The organism is Streptomyces sp. NPDC001514, assembly GCF_053597075.1.
The window spans coordinates 108,068-125,441 of the sequence record NZ_JBSFHO010000013.1 but is presented as its reverse complement, the minus strand read 5'-3'; the positions used below and the strand labels follow the sequence as shown (position 1 = coordinate 125,441).

Genomic DNA, 17,374 nt, shown 5'->3' with positions numbered 1-17,374 from the left:
CTATCCCGGTTCCCGTGCGGCTTCTGCCAGAGATTCGCGCCGTGCCGCGCGACCAATATTGGTCTCGACCAGTGGAGTGACCTGCGGCGGCCTGGGCCGTCCGGGGTAAGGGCCCCTTAGGGTGGGCTCTGTGAACCCCGCCCCCCTCCTCGATCCCGACCGTGCCGCCGCCGGACTTCGCGCGCTGGCGCCATCCTGCGGCCCGGTCCGGCTGATCGCGGTGGACGGGCACGCGGGTTCGGGGAAGAGCACCTTCGCGGCCCTGCTCGCCGATGCGCTCGGTGGCGCTCCCGTACTCCATCTCGACGATCTCGCCACGCACGACGAACTGTTCGAATGGACCGGCCGCCTGCTCGACCAGGTGATCGAACCGCTGTCGCGGGGCGAGCGCGCGCGCTACGACCCGTACGACTGGAACCTGCGCCGCTTCGGCGCGCCTCGTCCGCTGCCTGCCGAGCCGGTCGTCCTCGTCGAGGGCGTGGGGGCGGGCCGCCGTGCGCTGCGGCCGCATCTCGCCCGGCTGCTCTGGATGGACCGGGGCCCGCGGGAGTCCTGGGTGCGCGGTCGGCACCGCGACGGTCCCGCGCTCTCCGGGTTCTGGGACGGATGGATCGAGGCGGAGACACGCCATTTCGCCGGTGATCCGTCACGCCCCTTCGCGGACACCCTGGTACGGGAGTGGCCAGAGGGGTACGAGTGGCTCCCGGGACCAGGTACGACAGCGGGAGCGAGTCATTTCGTCACGGAACGTGACCGGCTCCGAGCTCCGTACTGAGCAGTCGGAAATCCGCCCCGCCGAGTGCCCCAACTCTGCTTGACCCAAGGGCCATACAGGTCTTACGTTCTCAATGTGTGGCTTTGAAGCCACCCAGACGCGAGGCCCCCGGTTGTTCCCCCGTGATCGGGGGCTTCGTTCTGCCCTCGCTCCCCTTCCCCGGCGTCCTCTCCCCCACCCGGTGCTCACCCTGGGTCACGATCTGCGGGACGCTCGCGCACCCTTAATCACCCGCCCCTGCGCAGGTACGATGCCTCTCGGTGCGGTCAATTCCCGTCCGCGAGAAGGTGGTTCAGCACGCTCCGACGGGCGCCCGCCCGGCGGGATGGCACGGGGCACGGTATGTGGGGGACCCGATGGACATCGGCACGCAGGGCGCGCTGGCCCCGGCCGACCTCGCCTGGGTGCGCGGTGTGGACGCCTACACCATGGGCGCGTATCCGCAGGCGGAGGAGGAATTCAGGACCGCGGTGCGGCTCGACCCCGCAATGGCGGACGGCTGGCTCGGTCTGCATGCGCTGCGCGTGGACACGACGACCGCGCTGCTGCGTATGTACCGCAACAGGGAGCGCTTCGGCGAGCAGCGGGCCCGCTACCGGCGCACGCTGAACTCCTGGTACTGGCTGGGCTGGTGGGTGCAGCCGGTCCTGGAGAGTCCGCGCGATCTGTTACTCGCCCATGCCTCGCACTGGCTCGACGGCCGCCATGTGCCGGAGCTCGACCGGGCGCTCGCCGGGCTGCCGCCCGTCGACACCGACCCGCAGGTGCGCTTCCTGCACGCCTGCCGCGCGTATCTGGTCAAGGACTGGGAGCAGCTCGTCCGGCACACCGAGCCGCTCGTGAACGATCCGCTGCTCGGCATCGAGGCCGGGCTCTTCGGCGGCATGGCGCGGGTCCGCCTGGAGATGTACGGGCAGGCCGAGCCGATGCTGTCCGCGGCGCTGATGCGCTGCCGCAGCGAGCAGCCGCAGCGCAAGGAGCTGCGCTACTGGCTGGCGCGCGCCCATGAGGGCACCGGGCGCAGTGCCGCGGCGCTGCCGCTGTACCGGGCGGTGCACCGGGTCGACCCGGCGTTCATGGACACCTCGGCTCGGCTTGCGGCGATCGCCGAGTACGACGGGATCGACGGGGCCGACGAGCCGGCCGGGCTTGCCGCGGTGTCGCTGGCGGGCGGGGCGGGCCTCGGGCAGGACGCCGTGGATGCGCAGTCCGAGGCCGAGCCCCCGCTCGTGCCCGAGCCGCGGTTCGGCGCCGACCCGCAGGCGACGCAGTTCGGCTCCGCCGCCCCGGCATCGCCCGCCGACGGCGTACGGGAGAAGGCGGCCGTACCGTCCCCGTCGGCCCCGCCCCAGTTCCCTGGGGGCCCCACCGACCCGGTGCTGCTCGCCGACGCGCTGGCGGAGCTGGAGCGGATGGTGGGTCTGGAGCCGGTGAAGCGGCAGGTGAAGGCGCTGTCCGCGCAGCTGAACATGGCTCGGCTGCGAGCCGGCCAGGGGCTGCCGGTGCAGCCGCCGAAGCGCCACTTCGTCTTCTCCGGTCCCTCCGGCACCGGCAAGACGACCGTGGCACGCATCCTCGGCCGGGTCTTCTACGCCCTCGGGCTGCTCGGCGGGGACCATCTGGTGGAGGCGCAGCGGTCCGACCTGGTCGGCGAGTTCCTCGGCCAGACGGCGGTGAAGGCGAACGAGCTGATCGATTCCGCGCTCGGCGGGGTGCTCTTCGTGGACGAGGCGTACTCCCTCTCCAACACGGGCTACAGCAAGGGCGACGCGTACGGCGACGAGGCGCTGCAGGTGCTGCTGAAGCGTGCCGAGGACAACCGGGACCACCTCGTGGTCATCCTGGCCGGCTACCCGGAGGGCATGGACCGGCTCCTCGCCGCCAATCCCGGGCTGTCCTCCCGCTTCACGACCCGGGTCGACTTCCCCTCGTACCGCCCCTTGGAGCTCACCGCGATCGGCGAGGTGCTCGCCGCGGCCAACGGCGATCTGTGGGACGAGGAGGCCCTGGACGAGCTGCGCTCGATCAGCGGCCATGTGGTGGACCAGGGCTGGATCGACGAGCTCGGCAACGGCCGCTTTCTGCGCACGCTGTACGAGAAGAGCTGCGCGTACCGGGACCTGCGGCTCTCCGGGTACGCCGGCACGCCGACCCGCGAGGACCTGGCGACGCTGCGCCTTCCGGATCTGATGCAGGCTTACGGTGAGGTCCTCTCGGGCCGCGGCCCCGCGGACCGGGGCCCACAGGACCCGACGCCGATGTGACGCGCCGCCCTCGCCTCTGGCTACCCGGCCCTGGGGCAGGGAGCACCGCCCCCCGCGCGGTGAGCCGGAGTGCCCGTCCTCGGACGCCGGACGGGCTGGATTGTGGCTGGAAGGGGCGGGGTGGGGAAGAGAAACCCCCGCCCCGCCCCCCGGTCAGCCGGCCAGCGCGCGTTCCGGACCCGGCGCCGGGGCGGAGGGGACCGGCACGACCGCCCGGTGGGCGGGGTCGCGGACCTCGCCGACCAGCATTTCCAGCACGTCCTCCAGGGCGACAAGACCCAGCACCCGCCCCGACGCGTCGGCGACCTGCGCCAGATGCGTCGCCGCGCGGCGCATCACCGTCAGGGCGTCGTCCAGCGGCAGCTCGGCCCGCAGCGTGGCCATCGGCCGCCAGATGTGCTGCGGTACGGCCCGCTCGCCGTCCTCCAGGTCGAGGACGTCCTTGACGTGGAGGTAGCCCATGAACGGCCCGTTGCCCTCGCCGCGCACCGGGAAGCGGGAGTAGCCGGTGCGTACGGTCAGCTCCTCGATCTGGCGGGGCGTCACCGACGGCGGCACGGTCACCAGGGCCGAGCGGGCGATGAGGACGTCCGTCACCGGGCGGCTGCCCAGCTCCAGCGCGTCCTCGAGCCGCTCCTGCTCCTCCGGGTCGAGCAGACCCGCCTGGCCCGCGTCCTCGACCAGCTGGCCCAGCTGGTCACTGGTGAAGACCGCCTCGACCTCGTCCTTCGGCTCGACCCGGAACAGCTTCAGCACCAGCCGGGCACACGCCCCGAGTCCCGCCGTCACCGGGCGGCACAGCCGGGCGAAGCCGACCAGCCCCGGGCTGAGCCAGAGCGCGGTCTTCTCCGGGGCGGCCATGGCCAGGTTCTTCGGGAGCATCTCGCCGATGACGAGATGGAGGAAGACGACGACGGCGAGGGCGATGACATAGCCGAGCGGATGGATCAGCGCCTCGGGGACGTGGACGGCGTGGAAGACGGGCTCCAGGAGATGGGCCACGGTCGGCTCGGCCACCGCGCCCAGCGTCAGCGAGCAGACGGTGATGCCGAACTGCGCGGCGGCCATCATCTGCGGCAGGTTCTCCAGACCGAACAGCACCTGCCGGGCCCGCGAGGACCCTTCTACGGCGAGAGGTTCGATCTGGCTGCGCCGTACGGACACGAGGGCGAACTCGGCGCCGACGAAGAAGCCGTTCGCGAGCACGAGCAGCACCGCGAACAGCAGTTGGAGGACGCTCATCGGACTGCCTCCGCCACATCCGCGGTGCGCACCAGCTTGACGCGCTCCGCCCGGTACCGGTCCACCTGGCGAACGGACAGCCGCCAGCCGGGAAGCTCCGCCCTGTCGCCCGGGGCCGGGATCCGGCCGAGCAGATCGGCGACGAGCCCTGCGACGGTCTCGTAGGGGCCGTCGGGCACGTCGAGGCCTATCCGCCGCAGGGTGAGGACCCGGCAGCTGCCGTCGGCCTCCCACGCCGGATTGCCGTCCTCCGGCGCGACCGGGGCCAGCTCGGGCCGCCCGTCGCCCTCGGCGTCGTGCTCGTCGCGGACCTCGCCGACGAGCTCCTCGACGATGTCCTCCAGGGTGACGACCCCGGCCGTGCCACCGTACTCGTCGACGACGACGGCGATCGGCTGCTCGCTGCGCAGCCGCTCCAGCAGCTGCCGCACCGGAAGGGTCTCGGGCACCAGCAGCGGGGGGACCGCGATGCGGCCGACCGGGGTGCGCTGTCGCTGGTGCGCCTGGACGGCCAGCGCGTCCTTCAGATGGACCATGCCGACGACCTCGTCGATGCGTTCCTGGTAGACGGGGAAGCGCGAAAGGCCGGTGGCCCGGGTGAGGTTGAGGACGTCCGCCGCGGTCGCGTCGGACTGGAGCGCGCTCATCTTCACGCGGGGGGTCATCACGTGCTGGGTGGTGAGATGGCCCAGCGACAGGGTCCGTACGAACAGATCCGCCGTGTCCTGCTCCAGCGCACCGGCGCGGGCCGAATGGCGGGCGAGGGAGACCAGTTCGCCGGGGGTACGGGCGGACGCCAGCTCCTCGGCGGGCTCCACGCCGAGCGCCCGCACCAGGCGGTTGGCGACGGCGTTGAGCAGCGCGATGACGGGCCGGAAGGCGGTCGCGAAGCCGTGCTGCGGGCCGGCCACGAAACGGGCGACCTGCAGCGGCCGTGACACCGCCCAGTTCTTCGGGACGAGCTCGCCGACCACCATCTGGACGGCGGACGCGAGCAGCATGCCGATCACCACCGCGACGCCGGGGACGACCCCGTCGGGTATCCCGACCGCCGTGAGCGGTGCGTCGAGCAGCTGTGCGAGCGCGGGCTCGGCGAGCATGCCGACGACGAGGGAGGTGATGGTGATGCCGAGCTGTGTGCCGGACAGCTGGAACGACAGCTCGCGCAGGGCTCGTACGACGCTCCTGGCGCGGACGTCACCTTCGGCGGCGGCGCGCTCGGCGTCCGCGCGCTCCACGGTCACGAGGCTGAACTCGGCAGCCACGAAGAAACCGTTCGCGAGGATGAGAAGGAAGGCCGCGCAGAGCAGCAGTAGCGGGATGATCATGCCGCCGCCTCGCAGAAGGGGGCGGCGCAGGTACTACCGGACGATCCGTCCATTGCTGGAGGGAGTCACTCCTCGGGTCGCAGGTGCCTCACGGGCCACCGTTGGCCACGTGGGTGTGAGGCGGAGGCGCACTCGGCGCCTCCGCATCAAGAGTAATCACGACCCTGCCCCACTGGGCAGGGTCTCAGCCGTTGTCGGTGCCGGTGCCGCGGGCTTCCGCGAGGGCGCGCAGGGCCCGTGCGTCCCGGATGGCGTGCTCGCGTGCGATTCCCGGCTGGATACCGAGGGCCGGCAGGCTGGTTCCGTCACTCAGATCGAGGAAGACCCAGGGGTCACCCGGACGGAGGTTGACACGGAGGATCTCCGCCCACTCGAGCCGACGGCTGCGGGTCAGGTTGACCACGGTGACACCCTGGTCGTCGGCGACGACCTTGGGGCGGCTGAGCAGGGCCAGTACGCCGAAGAAGAGCAGCGCGGTGAGGACGAAGCTGATGCGCTCGCCCGCGGTGAGCTTCTCCAGTGCGAAGGCGACGGCGGTGATCACGGCGAACATCACCGTCCCGACGGACAGCAGGACGACCCGGGTGCGGGTCGGCCTGAAGGTCGTGGGGAGGGCGGGGAGTTCCTGTTGTTCCACTTGTTCCACTTGTTCCGCAGACATGAATCGGGCCGCTTTCAGAGGCGGCAGGCGTGGATCGCCGTGGTCAGGATCGCGCGGGCGCCCAGCTCGTACAGATCGTCCATGATCCGCTGCGCCTCCTTGGCCGGGACCATCGCGCGGACGGCGACCCAGCCCTCGTTGTGCAGCGGGGAGACGGTCGGCGATTCCAGGCCCGGGGTCAGGGCGACCGCCTGCTCCAGGTTCTCGACCCGGCAGTCGTAGTCCATCATCACGTAGCTGCGGGCCACGAGGACGCCCTGGAGGCGCCGCAGGAACTGCTGGACCTTGGGGTCGTCGGCCTTCGCGCCGGTGCGGCGGATGACGACGGCCTCGGAGGTGAGGATCGGCTCGCCGATGACGCCGAGGCCGGCGTTGCGCAGGCTGGTGCCGGTCTCCACGACATCGGCGATGATCTGGGCGACGCCCAGCTCGATCGCCGTCTCGACGGCACCGTCGAGGTGGACGACGGACGCGTCGATGCCGTTGTCGGCGAGGTGCTTGGCGACGATGCCCTCGTACGAGGTGGCGATCGTCAGCCCGCCGAAGTCCTCGACGCCCGCGGCGGTGCCGGGCTTGGTGGCGTAGCGGAAGGTGGAGCGGGCGAAGCCGAGCTGGAGGATCTCCTCGGCGTTGGCTCCGGAGTCGAGGAGCAGATCGCGGCCGGTGATGCCGATGTCGAGGCGGCCCGAGCTGACGTAGATCGCGATGTCGCGGGGGCGCAGATAGAAGAACTCGACCTCGTTCTCCGGGTCGACCAGCACGAGCTCCTTGGAGTCCTTGCGCTGGAGGTAGCCCGCCTCATGGAGCATCTCCCCCGCAGGTCCGGAGAGTGAACCCTTGTTGGGGACGGCGATGCGCAGCATGAGGTGGGCTTCCTTTGCTCGGGAATCGGAGTGGGTGAACCTGATCGGGAGAGGGCGAACCTGCTCGGAGCAGTGTGCTCAGAGATGGGCGTAGACATCGTCCAAGGAGATCCCCCGGGCGACCATCATCACCTGTACGTGGTACAGCAGCTGCGAGATCTCCTCGGCCGCGGCTTCCTTGCCCTCGTACTCGGCGGCCATCCAGACCTCTGCGGCCTCCTCGACGACCTTCTTGCCGATGGCATGGACGCCCTTGTCCACCAGTTCGGCGGTGCGGGAGGTGGCGGGATCGCCGTTGGCGGCCTTGTGCTGGAGCTCGGCGAAGAGCTCCTCGAACGTCTTCTTGGACATGGTGGTCCCACCCTACGCGGAAGTGGGCTCTCCTCAGCGCCAGGGTTCAGATACTGAACGCAGGATGGCCGCGGTGGCGACGGCGGCGGTGACCGCCTCGTGTCCCTTGTCCTCGTTGGAGCCCTCGAGGCCGGCCCGGTCCAGGGCCTGCTCCTCGGTGTCGCAGGTGAGTACGCCGAAGCCGACGGGGACGCCCGTGTCGATGGAGACCTGGGTGAGGCCCTGGGTGACGCCCTGGCACACGTACTCGAAGTGGGGGGTGCCACCGCGGATGACGACGCCGAGCGCGACGATCGCGTCGTAGCCGCGGCCCGCCAGCACCTTGGCGACGACGGGGAGCTCGAAGCTGCCGGGGACCCGCAGCAGGGTCGGCTCGTCGATGCCGAGCTCGTGCAGGGCGCGCAGGGCGCCGTCGACGAGGCCGTCCATGATCTTCTCGTGCCACTGGGCCGCGATGACGGCCACGCGGAGGTCTCCGCAGTTTCGTACGGACAGTTCGGGTGCGCCCTTGCCGCTCACGTGTCTCCTCGAATCCCTGTTCTTACTGGTCCTGCTGTCTTGCTGGTCTTGCTGCTCTTGCTGGCCCTACTGGTCCTACTGGTTGCCGCAGGTGGACGCAGTGGAGGCGTCCAGCCCGGGCAGGTCGTGCCCCATCCGGTCCCGCTTGGTCCGCAGATACCGAAGATTGTGCTCGCCCGCCTGTACCGGCATCGGCTCGCGGCCCTCGACCTTCAGGCCGTGCCGGACCAGAGCGGTGATCTTGTCGGGGTTGTTGGTCATCAGCCGGAGGCTGCGTACGCCGAGATCGTCGAGGATCTGCGCGCCCGCCGCGTAGTCCCGGGCGTCGGCGGGCAGGCCGAGTTCCAGGTTGGCGTCCAGCGTGTCGCGGCCGCGCTCCTGGAGCTCGTACGCCCGCAGCTTGGACATCAGGCCGATGCCGCGGCCCTCGTGGCCGCGGAGATAGACGACCACGCCGCGGCCGACCTCGGTGATGCGCTCCATCGACGCCTGCAGCTGGGGCCCGCAGTCGCACCGCAGCGAGTGGAAGATGTCGCCGGTCAGGCACTCGGAGTGGACCCTGACCAGGACGTCGTCGCCGTCGCCGATGTCGCCGTGGACGAGCGCGACATGCTCGACGCCGTCGACGGTGGAGCGGTAGCCGAACGCCGTGAACGCGCCGTGCGCCGTCGGCAGGTTGACCTCGGCCTCGCGGCGGACGGTGGGCTCGGAGCTGCGGCGGTACGCGATCAGGTCTTCGATGGAGATGATCGTAAGCCCGTGCTTGCGCGCGAACGGGATCAACTCGGGCAGCCGCAGCATCACACCGTCCTCGCCGGCGATCTCGACGATCGCGCCGGCGGGTCGCAGACCCGCGAGCCGGGCGAGGTCGACGGCTGCCTCGGTGTGACCGTTCCGCACGAGCACGCCGCCGGGCTTGGCCCGCAGCGGGAAGACATGGCCGGGGCGCACGAAGTCGGACGGCTCGGCGCTGCCGTTCGCCAGCAGCTGGAGGGTGGTGGCCCGGTCGGCGGCGGAGATGCCGGTGGTCACGCCGTACCGGGGGGCCGCGTCGACGGAGACGGTGAAGGCCGTGCTCATCGACTCGGTGTTGTGCTCGACCATCTGCGGGAGCTGCAGCCGCTCCAGCTCGTCGCTCTCCATGGGCGCGCAGATCAGTCCGCGGCACTCGCTCATCATGAAGGCGACGATCTCGGGCGTGGCCTTCTCGGCGGCGATGACGAGGTCGCCCTCGTTCTCGCGGTCCTCGTCGTCGACGACCACGACGGGCCGGCCAGCGGCGATGTCACGGATGGCCTGCTCGACGGGGTCGAGGGCGAAGTCCTCTGCGTTGTCGTCGGCCGGGTACCAGGTCGGCAGAGCAGTCATGCCGCCGCTCCTTCCAGGGCAGGGGTCGTACGGGACCGGAGCCACCAGTCGCGCATGCCCGACAGGACGAGCACGCCGTAGATGACGTAGACGAATCCGGAGAAGGCGTAGCCGTTGGCGAAGCTCAGCGGTACGCCGACGAGGTCGACCAGCAGCCAGGCGAACCAGAACTCGACCATGCCGCGGGCCTGGGCGTACATCGCGACGAGCGTGCCGACGAAGATGTACGCATCCGGCCAGGGATCCCAGGACAGCTTCGGAAACGCGAGGAACAGGCCGGCCACGGCGACGGTGCCGAGCGCGGCTGCGCCGAGCATGACTCCGCGCTCACGCCAGGAGGCGAAGCGGACGGCGATCTCGCCGTCCTGGGCCTGCTGCCGACCGCGGCTCCACTGCCAGAACCCCCATGCCGCAACGGCCATGACGACAACCTGCTTGCCTGCGCTGCCGGTCAGCGTCGTGGCGAACGCGACGAAGAGGATGGCACCGGACACGAACTGGGCGGGCCAGGTCCATATGGAGCGCCGCCAGCCGAGCGCGAGGGCGATCAGGCCGATGCTGTTGCCGATCATGTCGGACCAGATGACGTGCTGCCCGAAGGCCGTGAACGCCTCGGAGTTGAGCCAGGTCACGGCGCTCACTTGGCGCTCTCCTCGGTCTTGGAGCCGAGCAGCCGCTCGACGTACTTGGCGATGACGTCGACCTCGAGGTTGACCGGGTCGCCCGGCTGCTTGATGCCGAGCGTGGTCAGGGCGAGCGTGGTGGGGATGAGGCTGATCGTGAAGTGGTCCGGACCCGCGTCGACGACGGTGAGGCTGACTCCGTCGACGGTGATGGAGCCCTTCTCGACGACGTACCGGGTGAGGTCCGCGGGCAGCGAGATCTTGACGATCTCCCAGTTCTCGGACGGCGTGCGCTCGACGACGGTGCCGGTGCCGTCGACGTGGCCCTGGACGATGTGCCCGCCGAGCCGGCCGCCGACCGCCATGGGGCGCTCCAGGTTGACCCGGGAGCCGACGGCGAGCGCGCCGAGGCTGGAGCGCTTCAGCGTCTCGGCCATCACATCGGCCGTGAACTCGCCGTCGCCCGTCTCGACGACGGTGAGGCAGACGCCGTTGACGGCGATGGAGTCGCCGTGCTTGGCCCCTTCGGTGACGACGGGGCCGCGCAGGCGGAAGCGGGAGGCGTCGCCGAGATTCTCGACGGCGGTGACCTCACCCAGCTCTTCGACGATTCCGGTGAACACTCAAGCTCCCTTGGGGACGGGCTGAACAGCCGCGGTGATGCGCAGATCGGGGCCGATGCGTACGGTCTCGGTCACGTCGAGCCGCAACGCCTCGGTGATGGTGGAGATTCCGGCGTCGGCGAGGGCCGCGCGGCCCGCGCCGAGGAGTACGGGGGCGAGATAGCCGACGACCTTGTCGACGGCTCCCGCGGAGACGAAGGCCCCGGCGAGGGTCGGGCCGCCTTCGAGGAGTACGGAACGGACGCCGCGCTCGTGCAGGGCGGCCAGCAGGGCGGGCACGGAGAGACCGCTGCCGTCCCTGGGGATCCGTACGACGTCGGGCAGGTCGGTCTTGGCGTCCTCGGCGACCGCGATCAGGGTCGGCGCGGCATCGTCGAGGATGCGGGCGCCGGGCTTGACGGCGGTGGCGTCGGTGTCGACGACGACGCGCAGCGGCTGTACCGCACCGTCGACCCCGCGGACCGCGAGGTGCGGGTCGTCGGCGAGGGCGGTGCCGGATCCGACGACGACGGCGTCGGCCTCGGCGCGCAGCCGGTGCACGTCGGCGCGGGACTCGGGCGAGCTGATCCAGCGGCTGGTGCCGTCGGCGGCGGCGATGCGGCCGTCGAGGGTGGCGGCGTACTTCCACAGGACGTAGGGCCGGCCGAGGCGTACGGAGGTGAGCCAGGCGATGTTGCCCGCTTCGGCCTCGTCCTCGAGGAGCCCGGACTCGACGTCGATCCCGGCCGCCCGCAGGGTGTCGGCGCCGCCGGTGGCCTGCGGGTTCGGGTCGGCGACTGCGTACACGACCCGCGCGACGCCGGCTTCGACGAGTGCCTGGGCGCAAGGACCGGTGCGGCCGGTGTGGTTGCAGGGTTCGAGGGTGATGTATGCCGTGCCGCCGCGGGCGCGTCCGCCCGCGGCACGGAGGGCGTGGATCTCGGCGTGCGGGCCGCCGGCGCGCTGGTGGAACCCCTCGCCCACGGGCTGTCCGGACGCGTCGGTGATGACGCACCCGACGACCGGGTTGGGGCTGGTGGAGCCGAGTCCGCGGGCGGCGAGCTCAACGGCTCGGTGCATCGCGTCTGCGTCGGCTGTGGTGGCCACCGGGTCCTCCTGCCTCTTCGGGCACGGACTCCGGGGCTGTCGATGACGACAGAGAAAGCGGGACAACGCCTCACGGGAACGCCGAGCCCGACGGAACCGACCGTCCTCGGGAACTCCCGCGAGGACGATCAGCCACAGACGGCCGGCAGACCACGAGGGTCGCCCGCCGCGCACTGCCTCCCATCCGGACTTTCACCGTCGGTCCAGGAATTTCACCTGGTCAACCGTCCGCTGGATGCGGACGGGTCGCGGACTGTAACCGCCGGTTCGGAATTACACCGACCCCGGAGTGCGCTGCTGCTGATACAGGGCCAGTGTGCCACGGCTGGTCGTGACCTATGCAGGCGAACCGGTGTGGGGTGGCTCACAACCGACGGCGACGGGACCGTCACTCCGGGCATGGGCACATCACCGAGGATCCGCCCACTGGGAGTGGAGGTGGCCTTCTGCGGGGAACGCGGGCGGCAGCGCCGGCAGTGCGGAACGCAGGGCGAACCGGGATTTCTCCGCGACGCGGCACGACGCCGGGTTGCCCACGGCGTGGATCAGATCGAGCCGCTCCAGCGGCGTCGTCCGGCGCAGACCGAAGGCCCACTGCGAGACGGCCGACAGGGCACGTGGCGCGACCCCACGCCCTCGCGCCTGCGCCGCGACCCAGTAGCCGACCTCGGCCGAGTTCTTGTCCGGGTCCAATTCCTTCACCACGACCTGGCCGACCGGTCTGCCGAAGTCCTCGTCCCCGCCGGTCCGTTCCGGGCTCCGCCCCGGACTCCGTTCCAGGACGGCGAAGCTGAACCGGGCGCCTGCGGACCACTGGCTCATCTGCTCGTCGATCCATCGGCGAGCGTCCGGCTCGCCGTCGATCCGCGTCTTCAACCAGCGCCGAAGGACCGGGTCCTGATGCGCGGCAGCGACTGCTTCCGCGTCGTCGGCACACCACGGACGCAGCCGCAACGGCGGAGCGGAAGCAGTTCCCTCCGCCGACAGCACCACAGACATCCCGCTCCCCCACTCACTCCGACCGGTGATCGACAACCTATCGCCGCGCCCTCGCGACGATCAGGCCTCGCGCGCGCCACCCGTCAATGGGCAACCGCTTTCGGCCAGTTCAAGCCAGGCGCCATGGGATTGATCCAGACCTATTGACCGGAGTGGTCTAGTCCTCTTACTCTCACCGTCACCTCCCGGAGAGGACCGGCCGGTGCGTACACACCGGGACCCAACACGACGCATTCCCCCGCCTGTTGGCCCTCGGCGGGTGACACATGCGCCCGCGAGAACGCCCGGCGGCGGTTCCCGGCCCTTGCCGCCGCCGGGTCCCCGGCCCCAAGGGCCACGCCCGGCCCCGGCACGCCTGTCCGTCGTCTGTCAGGCTGGTTCCATGACCACGATGCTGGTGACCGGCGGTACGGGAACGCTGGGCAGGCATGTCGTCGCCCGGCTCGGCGAGCTGGGCCACGACGTCCGCGTACTGAGCCGGCATTCGGCCGCGTACCCCGTCGATCTGCGCGACGGGGCCGGGCTCGACGCCGCGGTGGCGGGTGTGGACGTGGTCGTCCACTGCGCGTCGACGCGGACCGGCGGGGACGAGCAGGCCGCGACCAATCTCGTCGCGGCGGCGAAGCGGGCGGGGGTCGGGCATCTCGTGCTCATCTCGATCGTCGGGGTGGATCGCGTGCCGCTCGGCTACTACGCGACGAAGCTGAGGGTCGAGAAGATCATCGAAGGGTCCGGGATCGGCTGGACGGTGCTGCGCACCACCCAGTTCCACGACCTGGTGTTCACGATCCTGCACAGTGCGGCGAAGCTGCCGCTGATGCCGGTGGCGTCCGGCGTACGGATCCAGCCGGTCGAGACCGCCGAGGTCGCGGCCCGGCTCGCGGAACTGGCCGCGGGTACCCCGGCGGGCCGTGTGGCGGACATGGGCGGGCCCGAGGTGCGCACGCTGAGCGAGCTGGCGCGGCTGTATCTGCGGGCGACCGGACGCCGCCGCGTGCTGGTGCCGCTGTGGGTCCCGGGCCGGACGTTCCGTGCGCTGCAGCGCGGCTTGAACCTGGCGCCGGACCAGGCCGTGGGCAAGCGCACCTTCGAGGACTTCCTGCGCGAGCGGGCCCGCACGGCGGACTAGGCACCCGAGCCCTGTCGCACCGGGGCGGGCGGATCGCCCTGCGCCGCCCTGCCGGCGAACCGGGGCGCCCCGTCCGGCCGATCCTGCCGGGCTCGCACGCCGGAGCGCGTGAGTCCCGCCTAGCGCACCGTCGTGTAGAGGTCGTCCTGCGCCGCCTCGCGGGCGGTGAGCAGGGCGCCTCGGAGGACGCCCGCGCCGCCGAGTGCACCGGGGCGGACCTCGGTCCTGAGCGGAGACATCTCGTTCAGCCGCCGCTCGACCCGGGTCGCGAGCGCGGCCCCGCCGGCGTGCCCGATCTCGCCGCCGAGGACGACGCAGCCCGGGTCGAGCACGGCGACGGTCGCGGCGACGCCGATCGCGACGCGCTCCGCCAGCGCGTCGAGGAAGGCCTCCGCGGGCGCGGGCTCGGGGAGCGGCGCACCCGAGCGGTCCGGCACGGCGGCTGTCGCCGCCCGCACGGCCTGTTCGGCGTCGCCGCGCAGGCCGTACCGCTCGGCGAGTCGGGCCACCGCCGCGCCGCCCGCCAGGGAGTGGAAGCCGCCGTCGCATCCGTCGGCGCTGGGGAGGCCGCCCGTGCCCGGGACCGGGAGGAAGCCGATCTCGCCCGCGCCGCCCGAGGCGCCGCGGCGCAGGCGGCCGTCGAGGAAGAGCGCGGCGCCGATGCCCTGGCCGAGCCAGAGGAGGATGAAGGTGTCGCGGTCGCGGGCGGCGCCGAGGCGCTGTTCGGCGACTGCGGCGAGGTTGGTCTCGTTCTCGACGAGCACGGTGGCGGGAAGCCGTTCCTGCAGGGCGGCGACGAGTCTGCGGTGCCAGGCGGGCAGGCCGGTGGAGTCCCGCAGCTCGCCCGTGGCGGGGTCGATGAGACCCGGCGCCCCGATCCCGACGCTGTGCAGCTGCGCCACGCCCGCCTCGCGCGCCGTGCGCTCCAGCAGCGCGACGGCCTGCTCGACCGCGGGGTCGGTGCCGGTGTCGTGGCCGATCGGGAGGGTCGCATCGGCGAGCGTGCCACCGAGGAGGTCGGCGACCACCACCGAGACGCCGTGGGTACGCACATCGAGGGCCGCCAGATGCGCCCGGTCGGCGACGATCCCGTACAGCCTGGCGTTCGGACCGCGGCGCTGCTCGCCGGCCTCGCCCACCACGTGGACCAGCCCCGACCCCTGCAGCCGCTCCACGAGGTCGGCGACGGTGGGGCGGGAGAGTCCGGTCAGGGTCTTCAGCTGACCTGCCGTCAACGGGCCCTCGTCCTGCAGCAGTCGCAGGGCGAGCCGGTCGTTGATGGCCCGTGCGGTGCTCGGGGATGCGGGCATGCCGGGAATCCTTCCAGATCCGCGCTGCCACTCTATTTATCAGGCAGGGTTCCTGATAGTTTACGTCGCATGTCGACCGAACCCGCGTACAGCGCCCAGCGGCTCAGGCGGGCGCGCTACGCCGTGGCCGCCGTCTTCTGTGTGCACGGTGCCGTGACCGGCAGCTTCGCCACCCGTATCCCCTGGATCCAGGACCATGCCGGGGTCGGGGCGGGCCAGCTCGGCCTGGCGCTCGCATTCCCGGCGATCGGGGCGTCCCTCGCGATGCCGCTCGCCGGGGCGATCAGCCACCGGTTCGGCGCGCGCACCGCGCTGCGCGGGCTGCTCGCGCTGTGGACGCTCGCCCTCGCCCTCCCCGCGCTCGCCCCCACTGTGTACGCCCTCTGTGCAGCACTCTTCGTCTTCGGCGCCACCGCCGGCATGTCCGACGTCGCGATGAACGCCCTCGGTGTCGAGGTCGAGAACCGCCTGGACCGCTCGATCATGTCCAGCCTGCACGGCATGTGGAGCGTGGGCGCCCTGATCGGCTCGGCGGCCGGCACGCTCGCCGCGCACCTCGGCAGCGACGCCCGGTTCCACCACTTCGCCGCGTCCGCCGTGCTCACCGCCCTGGGACTGCTGGCCTGTCAGGGCGTCCTGGACCTGCGCAGCACCCCGGACGAGGAGCCTCCGCCACGCTTCGCGCTGCCGCCGCGCTCCGCGGTGCTCATCGGGGCGATCGGGTTCTGCGGGGTGTTCGCGGAGGGTGCGAGCCTGGACTGGTCGGCGGTGTACCTGCGGGACGAGCTGGGGACGTCGGCGGGGCTCGCGGCGGCGTCCACCACCGCGTTCGCGCTGACGATGGCGGTGGCCCGGCTGCTCGGCGACCGGGTGGTGGACCGCTTCGGCCCGGTCCGTACCGTGCGCGTCGGCGGCGTCCTGGCGACGGCCGGCGGGGTCCTGGTCGTCCTGGCGCCGCACCCGGTGGCCGCGATGGCGGGCTTCGGGTGCATCGGGCTCGGCATCGCGGTCGTCGTGCCGCTGGCCTTCGCCGCGGCGGGGCGCAGCGGGACGAACCCGAGCCAGTCGATCGCGGGCGTCGCGACGATCACGTACACCTCGGGGCTGATCGCGCCGTCCGCCATCGGGGGAATCGCGGATATGACGTCGCTGGTGGTGTCGTTCGGGCTGGTGACCGTGCTGGCGTTCGGGCTGGTGCTGGGGGCGGGGGTGCTGCGGGGCAGCGCGCGGGGGGCGGATCCCGCCACGTCCGCGTTGGCCCCGAAGGCGGCGGCGCCGGAGATCCGGGCCTGACGGTGGCCGCCCGACCTGCTCTGCGCCTGGCTGTCGCCCGGTCAGCGAAAGACCGGGAACAGGCCGGGGACGCGATGTGTCTGCTGCGGCGCACTCCCTGAGGACTGTGCGACCGGGCCCGTGCGGCGGCGGCACGGGGCCCGGTCGCGGGCCCTGCGGAGTGTGCTCGTCAGCCCAGCTTCTTCACCTGGGCGTCGATGACGGTCTTCGGCTGCTCCGCCTTGCCGGCGAGGCTCTGAGCGTGGAAGGTCGCGAGGGTTCCCCCCTTGCGGACCGCGACGAGATGCGTCACACCGGTCTCCCCGTCCAGGTCCACGGTGATGGTGAAGGCGACGGCTTCGTCCCCGGCGGTGTAGGCAGCGGGCTCGACCTTGGTGAAGTTCGTCTTCTCGGCGCCGGCGACCAGGGCGAACCCGTCGGCGCAGTCCGCTCCCGCCTTCTTGATGGCCGCGAACGCGTCCGCCGCGCCCTCACCGTCGTACGAGCCAAGGGTGTCGGCCGTGACCGTCGCACCGAGTGCCCCGAGGCCGGCCAGCGCCTTCTCCTCGGGCGAGGCGTCGGCGTCCGGCGCCTTGGGGACGGCGACGATCTTGCGCGTCGCGGTCGCGCCGGGCGTCCCGGCGGCGCGCAGCGCCATGACGTCGACCAGGGGCTTGCACTCGGCCTTGTCGCTGGTGACGGTCTTCGCCGCGGCGATGTCCGCTGCAGTGGCCTTGGAGAACTTGTGGCCCTGGAGGTCGCCCTCGGCCAGGATCAGCTCGTCCAGCTCTGCCTGGGACAAGGCCTTCGCAGCCGACGCGGCGGGCGCGCCGCCCTTCGGCTCGTCCTTCGCGGCCGGGTCCCCGGAGCCGCAGGCACCGACGAGCAGGGCCAGCGATACGGCGGACGCGGAGACGGCGGTGCGGCGGACAATGGTGCGGCGCATAGAGCTGCTTCCTTC

Annotated in this window: 17 protein-coding genes and 1 riboswitch; of the genes, 4 read left to right on the top strand and 13 right to left on the bottom strand. The window is 71.8% G+C overall.

What is annotated here, in order from left to right; genetic code table 11:
- Window positions 1-130 precede the first annotated feature (130 nt).
- Both ACWCXB_RS16395 and ACWCXB_RS16390 read left to right on the top strand, forming a co-directional pair.
- A complete protein-coding gene (locus ACWCXB_RS16395) occupies window positions 131-775 on the top strand; it encodes a uridine kinase family protein (RefSeq protein WP_450723308.1) in 645 nt (214 codons plus the stop codon).
- Between the two features lie 356 nt (window positions 776-1,131).
- Window positions 1,132-3,039 (top strand): AAA family ATPase, encoded by a 1,908-nt coding sequence (locus ACWCXB_RS16390; protein ID WP_450723306.1) that lies wholly within the window; start codon window positions 1,132-1,134, stop codon window positions 3,037-3,039.
- A 153-nt stretch (window positions 3,040-3,192) separates the two neighbouring features.
- Here ACWCXB_RS16390 and ACWCXB_RS16385 read toward each other — a convergent pair whose 3' ends face one another.
- The 11 genes from ACWCXB_RS16385 to ACWCXB_RS16335 form a co-directional block, all read right to left on the bottom strand.
- Window positions 3,193-4,281, bottom strand: a complete 1,089-nt coding sequence (locus ACWCXB_RS16385; RefSeq protein WP_450723304.1) for a hemolysin family protein — start codon at window positions 4,279-4,281, stop codon at window positions 3,193-3,195.
- Window positions 4,278-5,609, bottom strand: a complete 1,332-nt coding sequence (locus ACWCXB_RS16380; RefSeq protein WP_450723302.1) for a hemolysin family protein — start codon at window positions 5,607-5,609, stop codon at window positions 4,278-4,280. The genes ACWCXB_RS16385 and ACWCXB_RS16380 overlap by 4 nt, the downstream gene beginning before the upstream one ends.
- A gap of 184 nt (window positions 5,610-5,793) precedes the next feature.
- Window positions 5,794-6,270 (bottom strand): PH domain-containing protein, encoded by a 477-nt coding sequence (locus ACWCXB_RS16375; protein WP_450723300.1) that lies wholly within the window; start codon window positions 6,268-6,270, stop codon window positions 5,794-5,796.
- A gap of 14 nt (window positions 6,271-6,284) precedes the next feature.
- Window positions 6,285-7,133, bottom strand: a complete 849-nt coding sequence (gene hisG / locus ACWCXB_RS16370; RefSeq protein ID WP_450723298.1) for an ATP phosphoribosyltransferase — start codon at window positions 7,131-7,133, stop codon at window positions 6,285-6,287.
- A gap of 78 nt (window positions 7,134-7,211) precedes the next feature.
- Window positions 7,212-7,484 carry a phosphoribosyl-ATP diphosphatase gene (locus ACWCXB_RS16365; protein ID WP_093658196.1) on the bottom strand — a complete coding sequence of 91 codons (273 nt, stop codon included), beginning with the start codon at window positions 7,482-7,484 and terminating at the stop codon, window positions 7,212-7,214.
- A 33-nt stretch (window positions 7,485-7,517) separates the two neighbouring features.
- Window positions 7,518-8,003, bottom strand: a complete 486-nt coding sequence (gene ribH / locus ACWCXB_RS16360) for a 6,7-dimethyl-8-ribityllumazine synthase (RefSeq protein ID WP_450723296.1) — start codon at window positions 8,001-8,003, stop codon at window positions 7,518-7,520.
- A 75-nt stretch (window positions 8,004-8,078) separates the two neighbouring features.
- A complete protein-coding gene (locus tag ACWCXB_RS16355) occupies window positions 8,079-9,371 on the bottom strand; it encodes a bifunctional 3,4-dihydroxy-2-butanone-4-phosphate synthase/GTP cyclohydrolase II (protein WP_450723294.1) in 1,293 nt (430 codons plus the stop codon).
- Window positions 9,368-10,003, bottom strand: a complete 636-nt coding sequence (gene pnuC / locus ACWCXB_RS16350; RefSeq protein WP_450723397.1) for a nicotinamide riboside transporter PnuC — start codon at window positions 10,001-10,003, stop codon at window positions 9,368-9,370. Before pnuC ends, ACWCXB_RS16355 begins: the two co-directional genes overlap by 4 nt.
- 5 nt (window positions 10,004-10,008) lie before the next feature.
- On the bottom strand, window positions 10,009-10,617 hold the full coding sequence (locus ACWCXB_RS16345) for a riboflavin synthase (protein WP_450723292.1): 609 nt from the start codon (window positions 10,615-10,617) through the stop codon (window positions 10,009-10,011).
- On the bottom strand, window positions 10,618-11,703 hold the full coding sequence (gene ribD / locus ACWCXB_RS16340; RefSeq protein WP_450723290.1) for a bifunctional diaminohydroxyphosphoribosylaminopyrimidine deaminase/5-amino-6-(5-phosphoribosylamino)uracil reductase RibD: 1,086 nt from the start codon (window positions 11,701-11,703) through the stop codon (window positions 10,618-10,620).
- 166 nt (window positions 11,704-11,869) lie between these two features.
- Window positions 11,870-12,000: riboswitch (FMN riboswitch) on the bottom strand.
- A 111-nt stretch (window positions 12,001-12,111) separates the two neighbouring features.
- Window positions 12,112-12,702, bottom strand: coding sequence for a GNAT family N-acetyltransferase (locus ACWCXB_RS16335; protein WP_450723288.1), 591 nt, complete (start codon window positions 12,700-12,702; stop codon window positions 12,112-12,114).
- A 382-nt stretch (window positions 12,703-13,084) separates the two neighbouring features.
- Between ACWCXB_RS16335 and ACWCXB_RS16330 the strand changes: the two genes are divergently transcribed.
- Window positions 13,085-13,831 carry an SDR family oxidoreductase gene (locus tag ACWCXB_RS16330; protein ID WP_450723286.1) on the top strand — a complete coding sequence of 249 codons (747 nt, stop codon included), beginning with the start codon at window positions 13,085-13,087 and terminating at the stop codon, window positions 13,829-13,831.
- 119 nt (window positions 13,832-13,950) lie between these two features.
- Here the strand turns inward: ACWCXB_RS16330 and ACWCXB_RS16325 are convergent, their stop codons facing one another.
- Window positions 13,951-15,141: an ROK family transcriptional regulator gene (locus tag ACWCXB_RS16325; protein ID WP_450723284.1), complete on the bottom strand. Its 1,191-nt coding sequence runs from the start codon at window positions 15,139-15,141 to the stop codon at window positions 13,951-13,953.
- Between the two features lie 69 nt (window positions 15,142-15,210).
- Here ACWCXB_RS16325 and ACWCXB_RS16320 point away from each other — a divergent pair, with 69 nt between their 5' ends.
- Window positions 15,211-16,434 (top strand): MFS transporter, encoded by a 1,224-nt coding sequence (locus tag ACWCXB_RS16320; protein ID WP_450723282.1) that lies wholly within the window; start codon window positions 15,211-15,213, stop codon window positions 16,432-16,434.
- Between the two features lie 169 nt (window positions 16,435-16,603).
- Here ACWCXB_RS16320 and ACWCXB_RS16315 read toward each other — a convergent pair whose 3' ends face one another.
- Entirely contained in the window at window positions 16,604-17,359 is a 756-nt protein-coding gene (locus ACWCXB_RS16315; protein WP_450723280.1) for a hypothetical protein, read from the bottom strand.
- Window positions 17,360-17,374: the final 15 nt, after the last annotated feature.

Coding starts and splice junctions, on each gene's coding strand:
- ACWCXB_RS16390 (WP_450723306.1), top strand. CDS start 1,132: ATGGACATCGGCACGCAGGGCGCGCTGGCCCCGGCCGACCTCGCCTGG.
- ACWCXB_RS16385 (WP_450723304.1), bottom strand. CDS start 4,281: ATGAGCGTCCTCCAACTGCTGTTCGCGGTGCTGCTCGTGCTCGCGAAC.
- ACWCXB_RS16380 (WP_450723302.1), bottom strand. CDS start 5,609: ATGATCATCCCGCTACTGCTGCTCTGCGCGGCCTTCCTTCTCATCCTC.
- ACWCXB_RS16375 (WP_450723300.1), bottom strand. CDS start 6,270: ATGTCTGCGGAACAAGTGGAACAAGTGGAACAACAGGAACTCCCCGCC.
- hisG (WP_450723298.1), bottom strand. CDS start 7,133: ATGCTGCGCATCGCCGTCCCCAACAAGGGTTCACTCTCCGGACCTGCG.
- ACWCXB_RS16365 (WP_093658196.1), bottom strand. CDS start 7,484: ATGTCCAAGAAGACGTTCGAGGAGCTCTTCGCCGAGCTCCAGCACAAG.
- ACWCXB_RS16355 (WP_450723294.1), bottom strand. CDS start 9,371: ATGACTGCTCTGCCGACCTGGTACCCGGCCGACGACAACGCAGAGGAC.
- ACWCXB_RS16335 (WP_450723288.1), bottom strand. CDS start 12,702: ATGTCTGTGGTGCTGTCGGCGGAGGGAACTGCTTCCGCTCCGCCGTTG.
- ACWCXB_RS16330 (WP_450723286.1), top strand. CDS start 13,085: ATGACCACGATGCTGGTGACCGGCGGTACGGGAACGCTGGGCAGGCAT.
- ACWCXB_RS16325 (WP_450723284.1), bottom strand. CDS start 15,141: ATGCCCGCATCCCCGAGCACCGCACGGGCCATCAACGACCGGCTCGCC.
- ACWCXB_RS16320 (WP_450723282.1), top strand. CDS start 15,211: ATGTCGACCGAACCCGCGTACAGCGCCCAGCGGCTCAGGCGGGCGCGC.
- ACWCXB_RS16315 (WP_450723280.1), bottom strand. CDS start 17,359: ATGCGCCGCACCATTGTCCGCCGCACCGCCGTCTCCGCGTCCGCCGTA.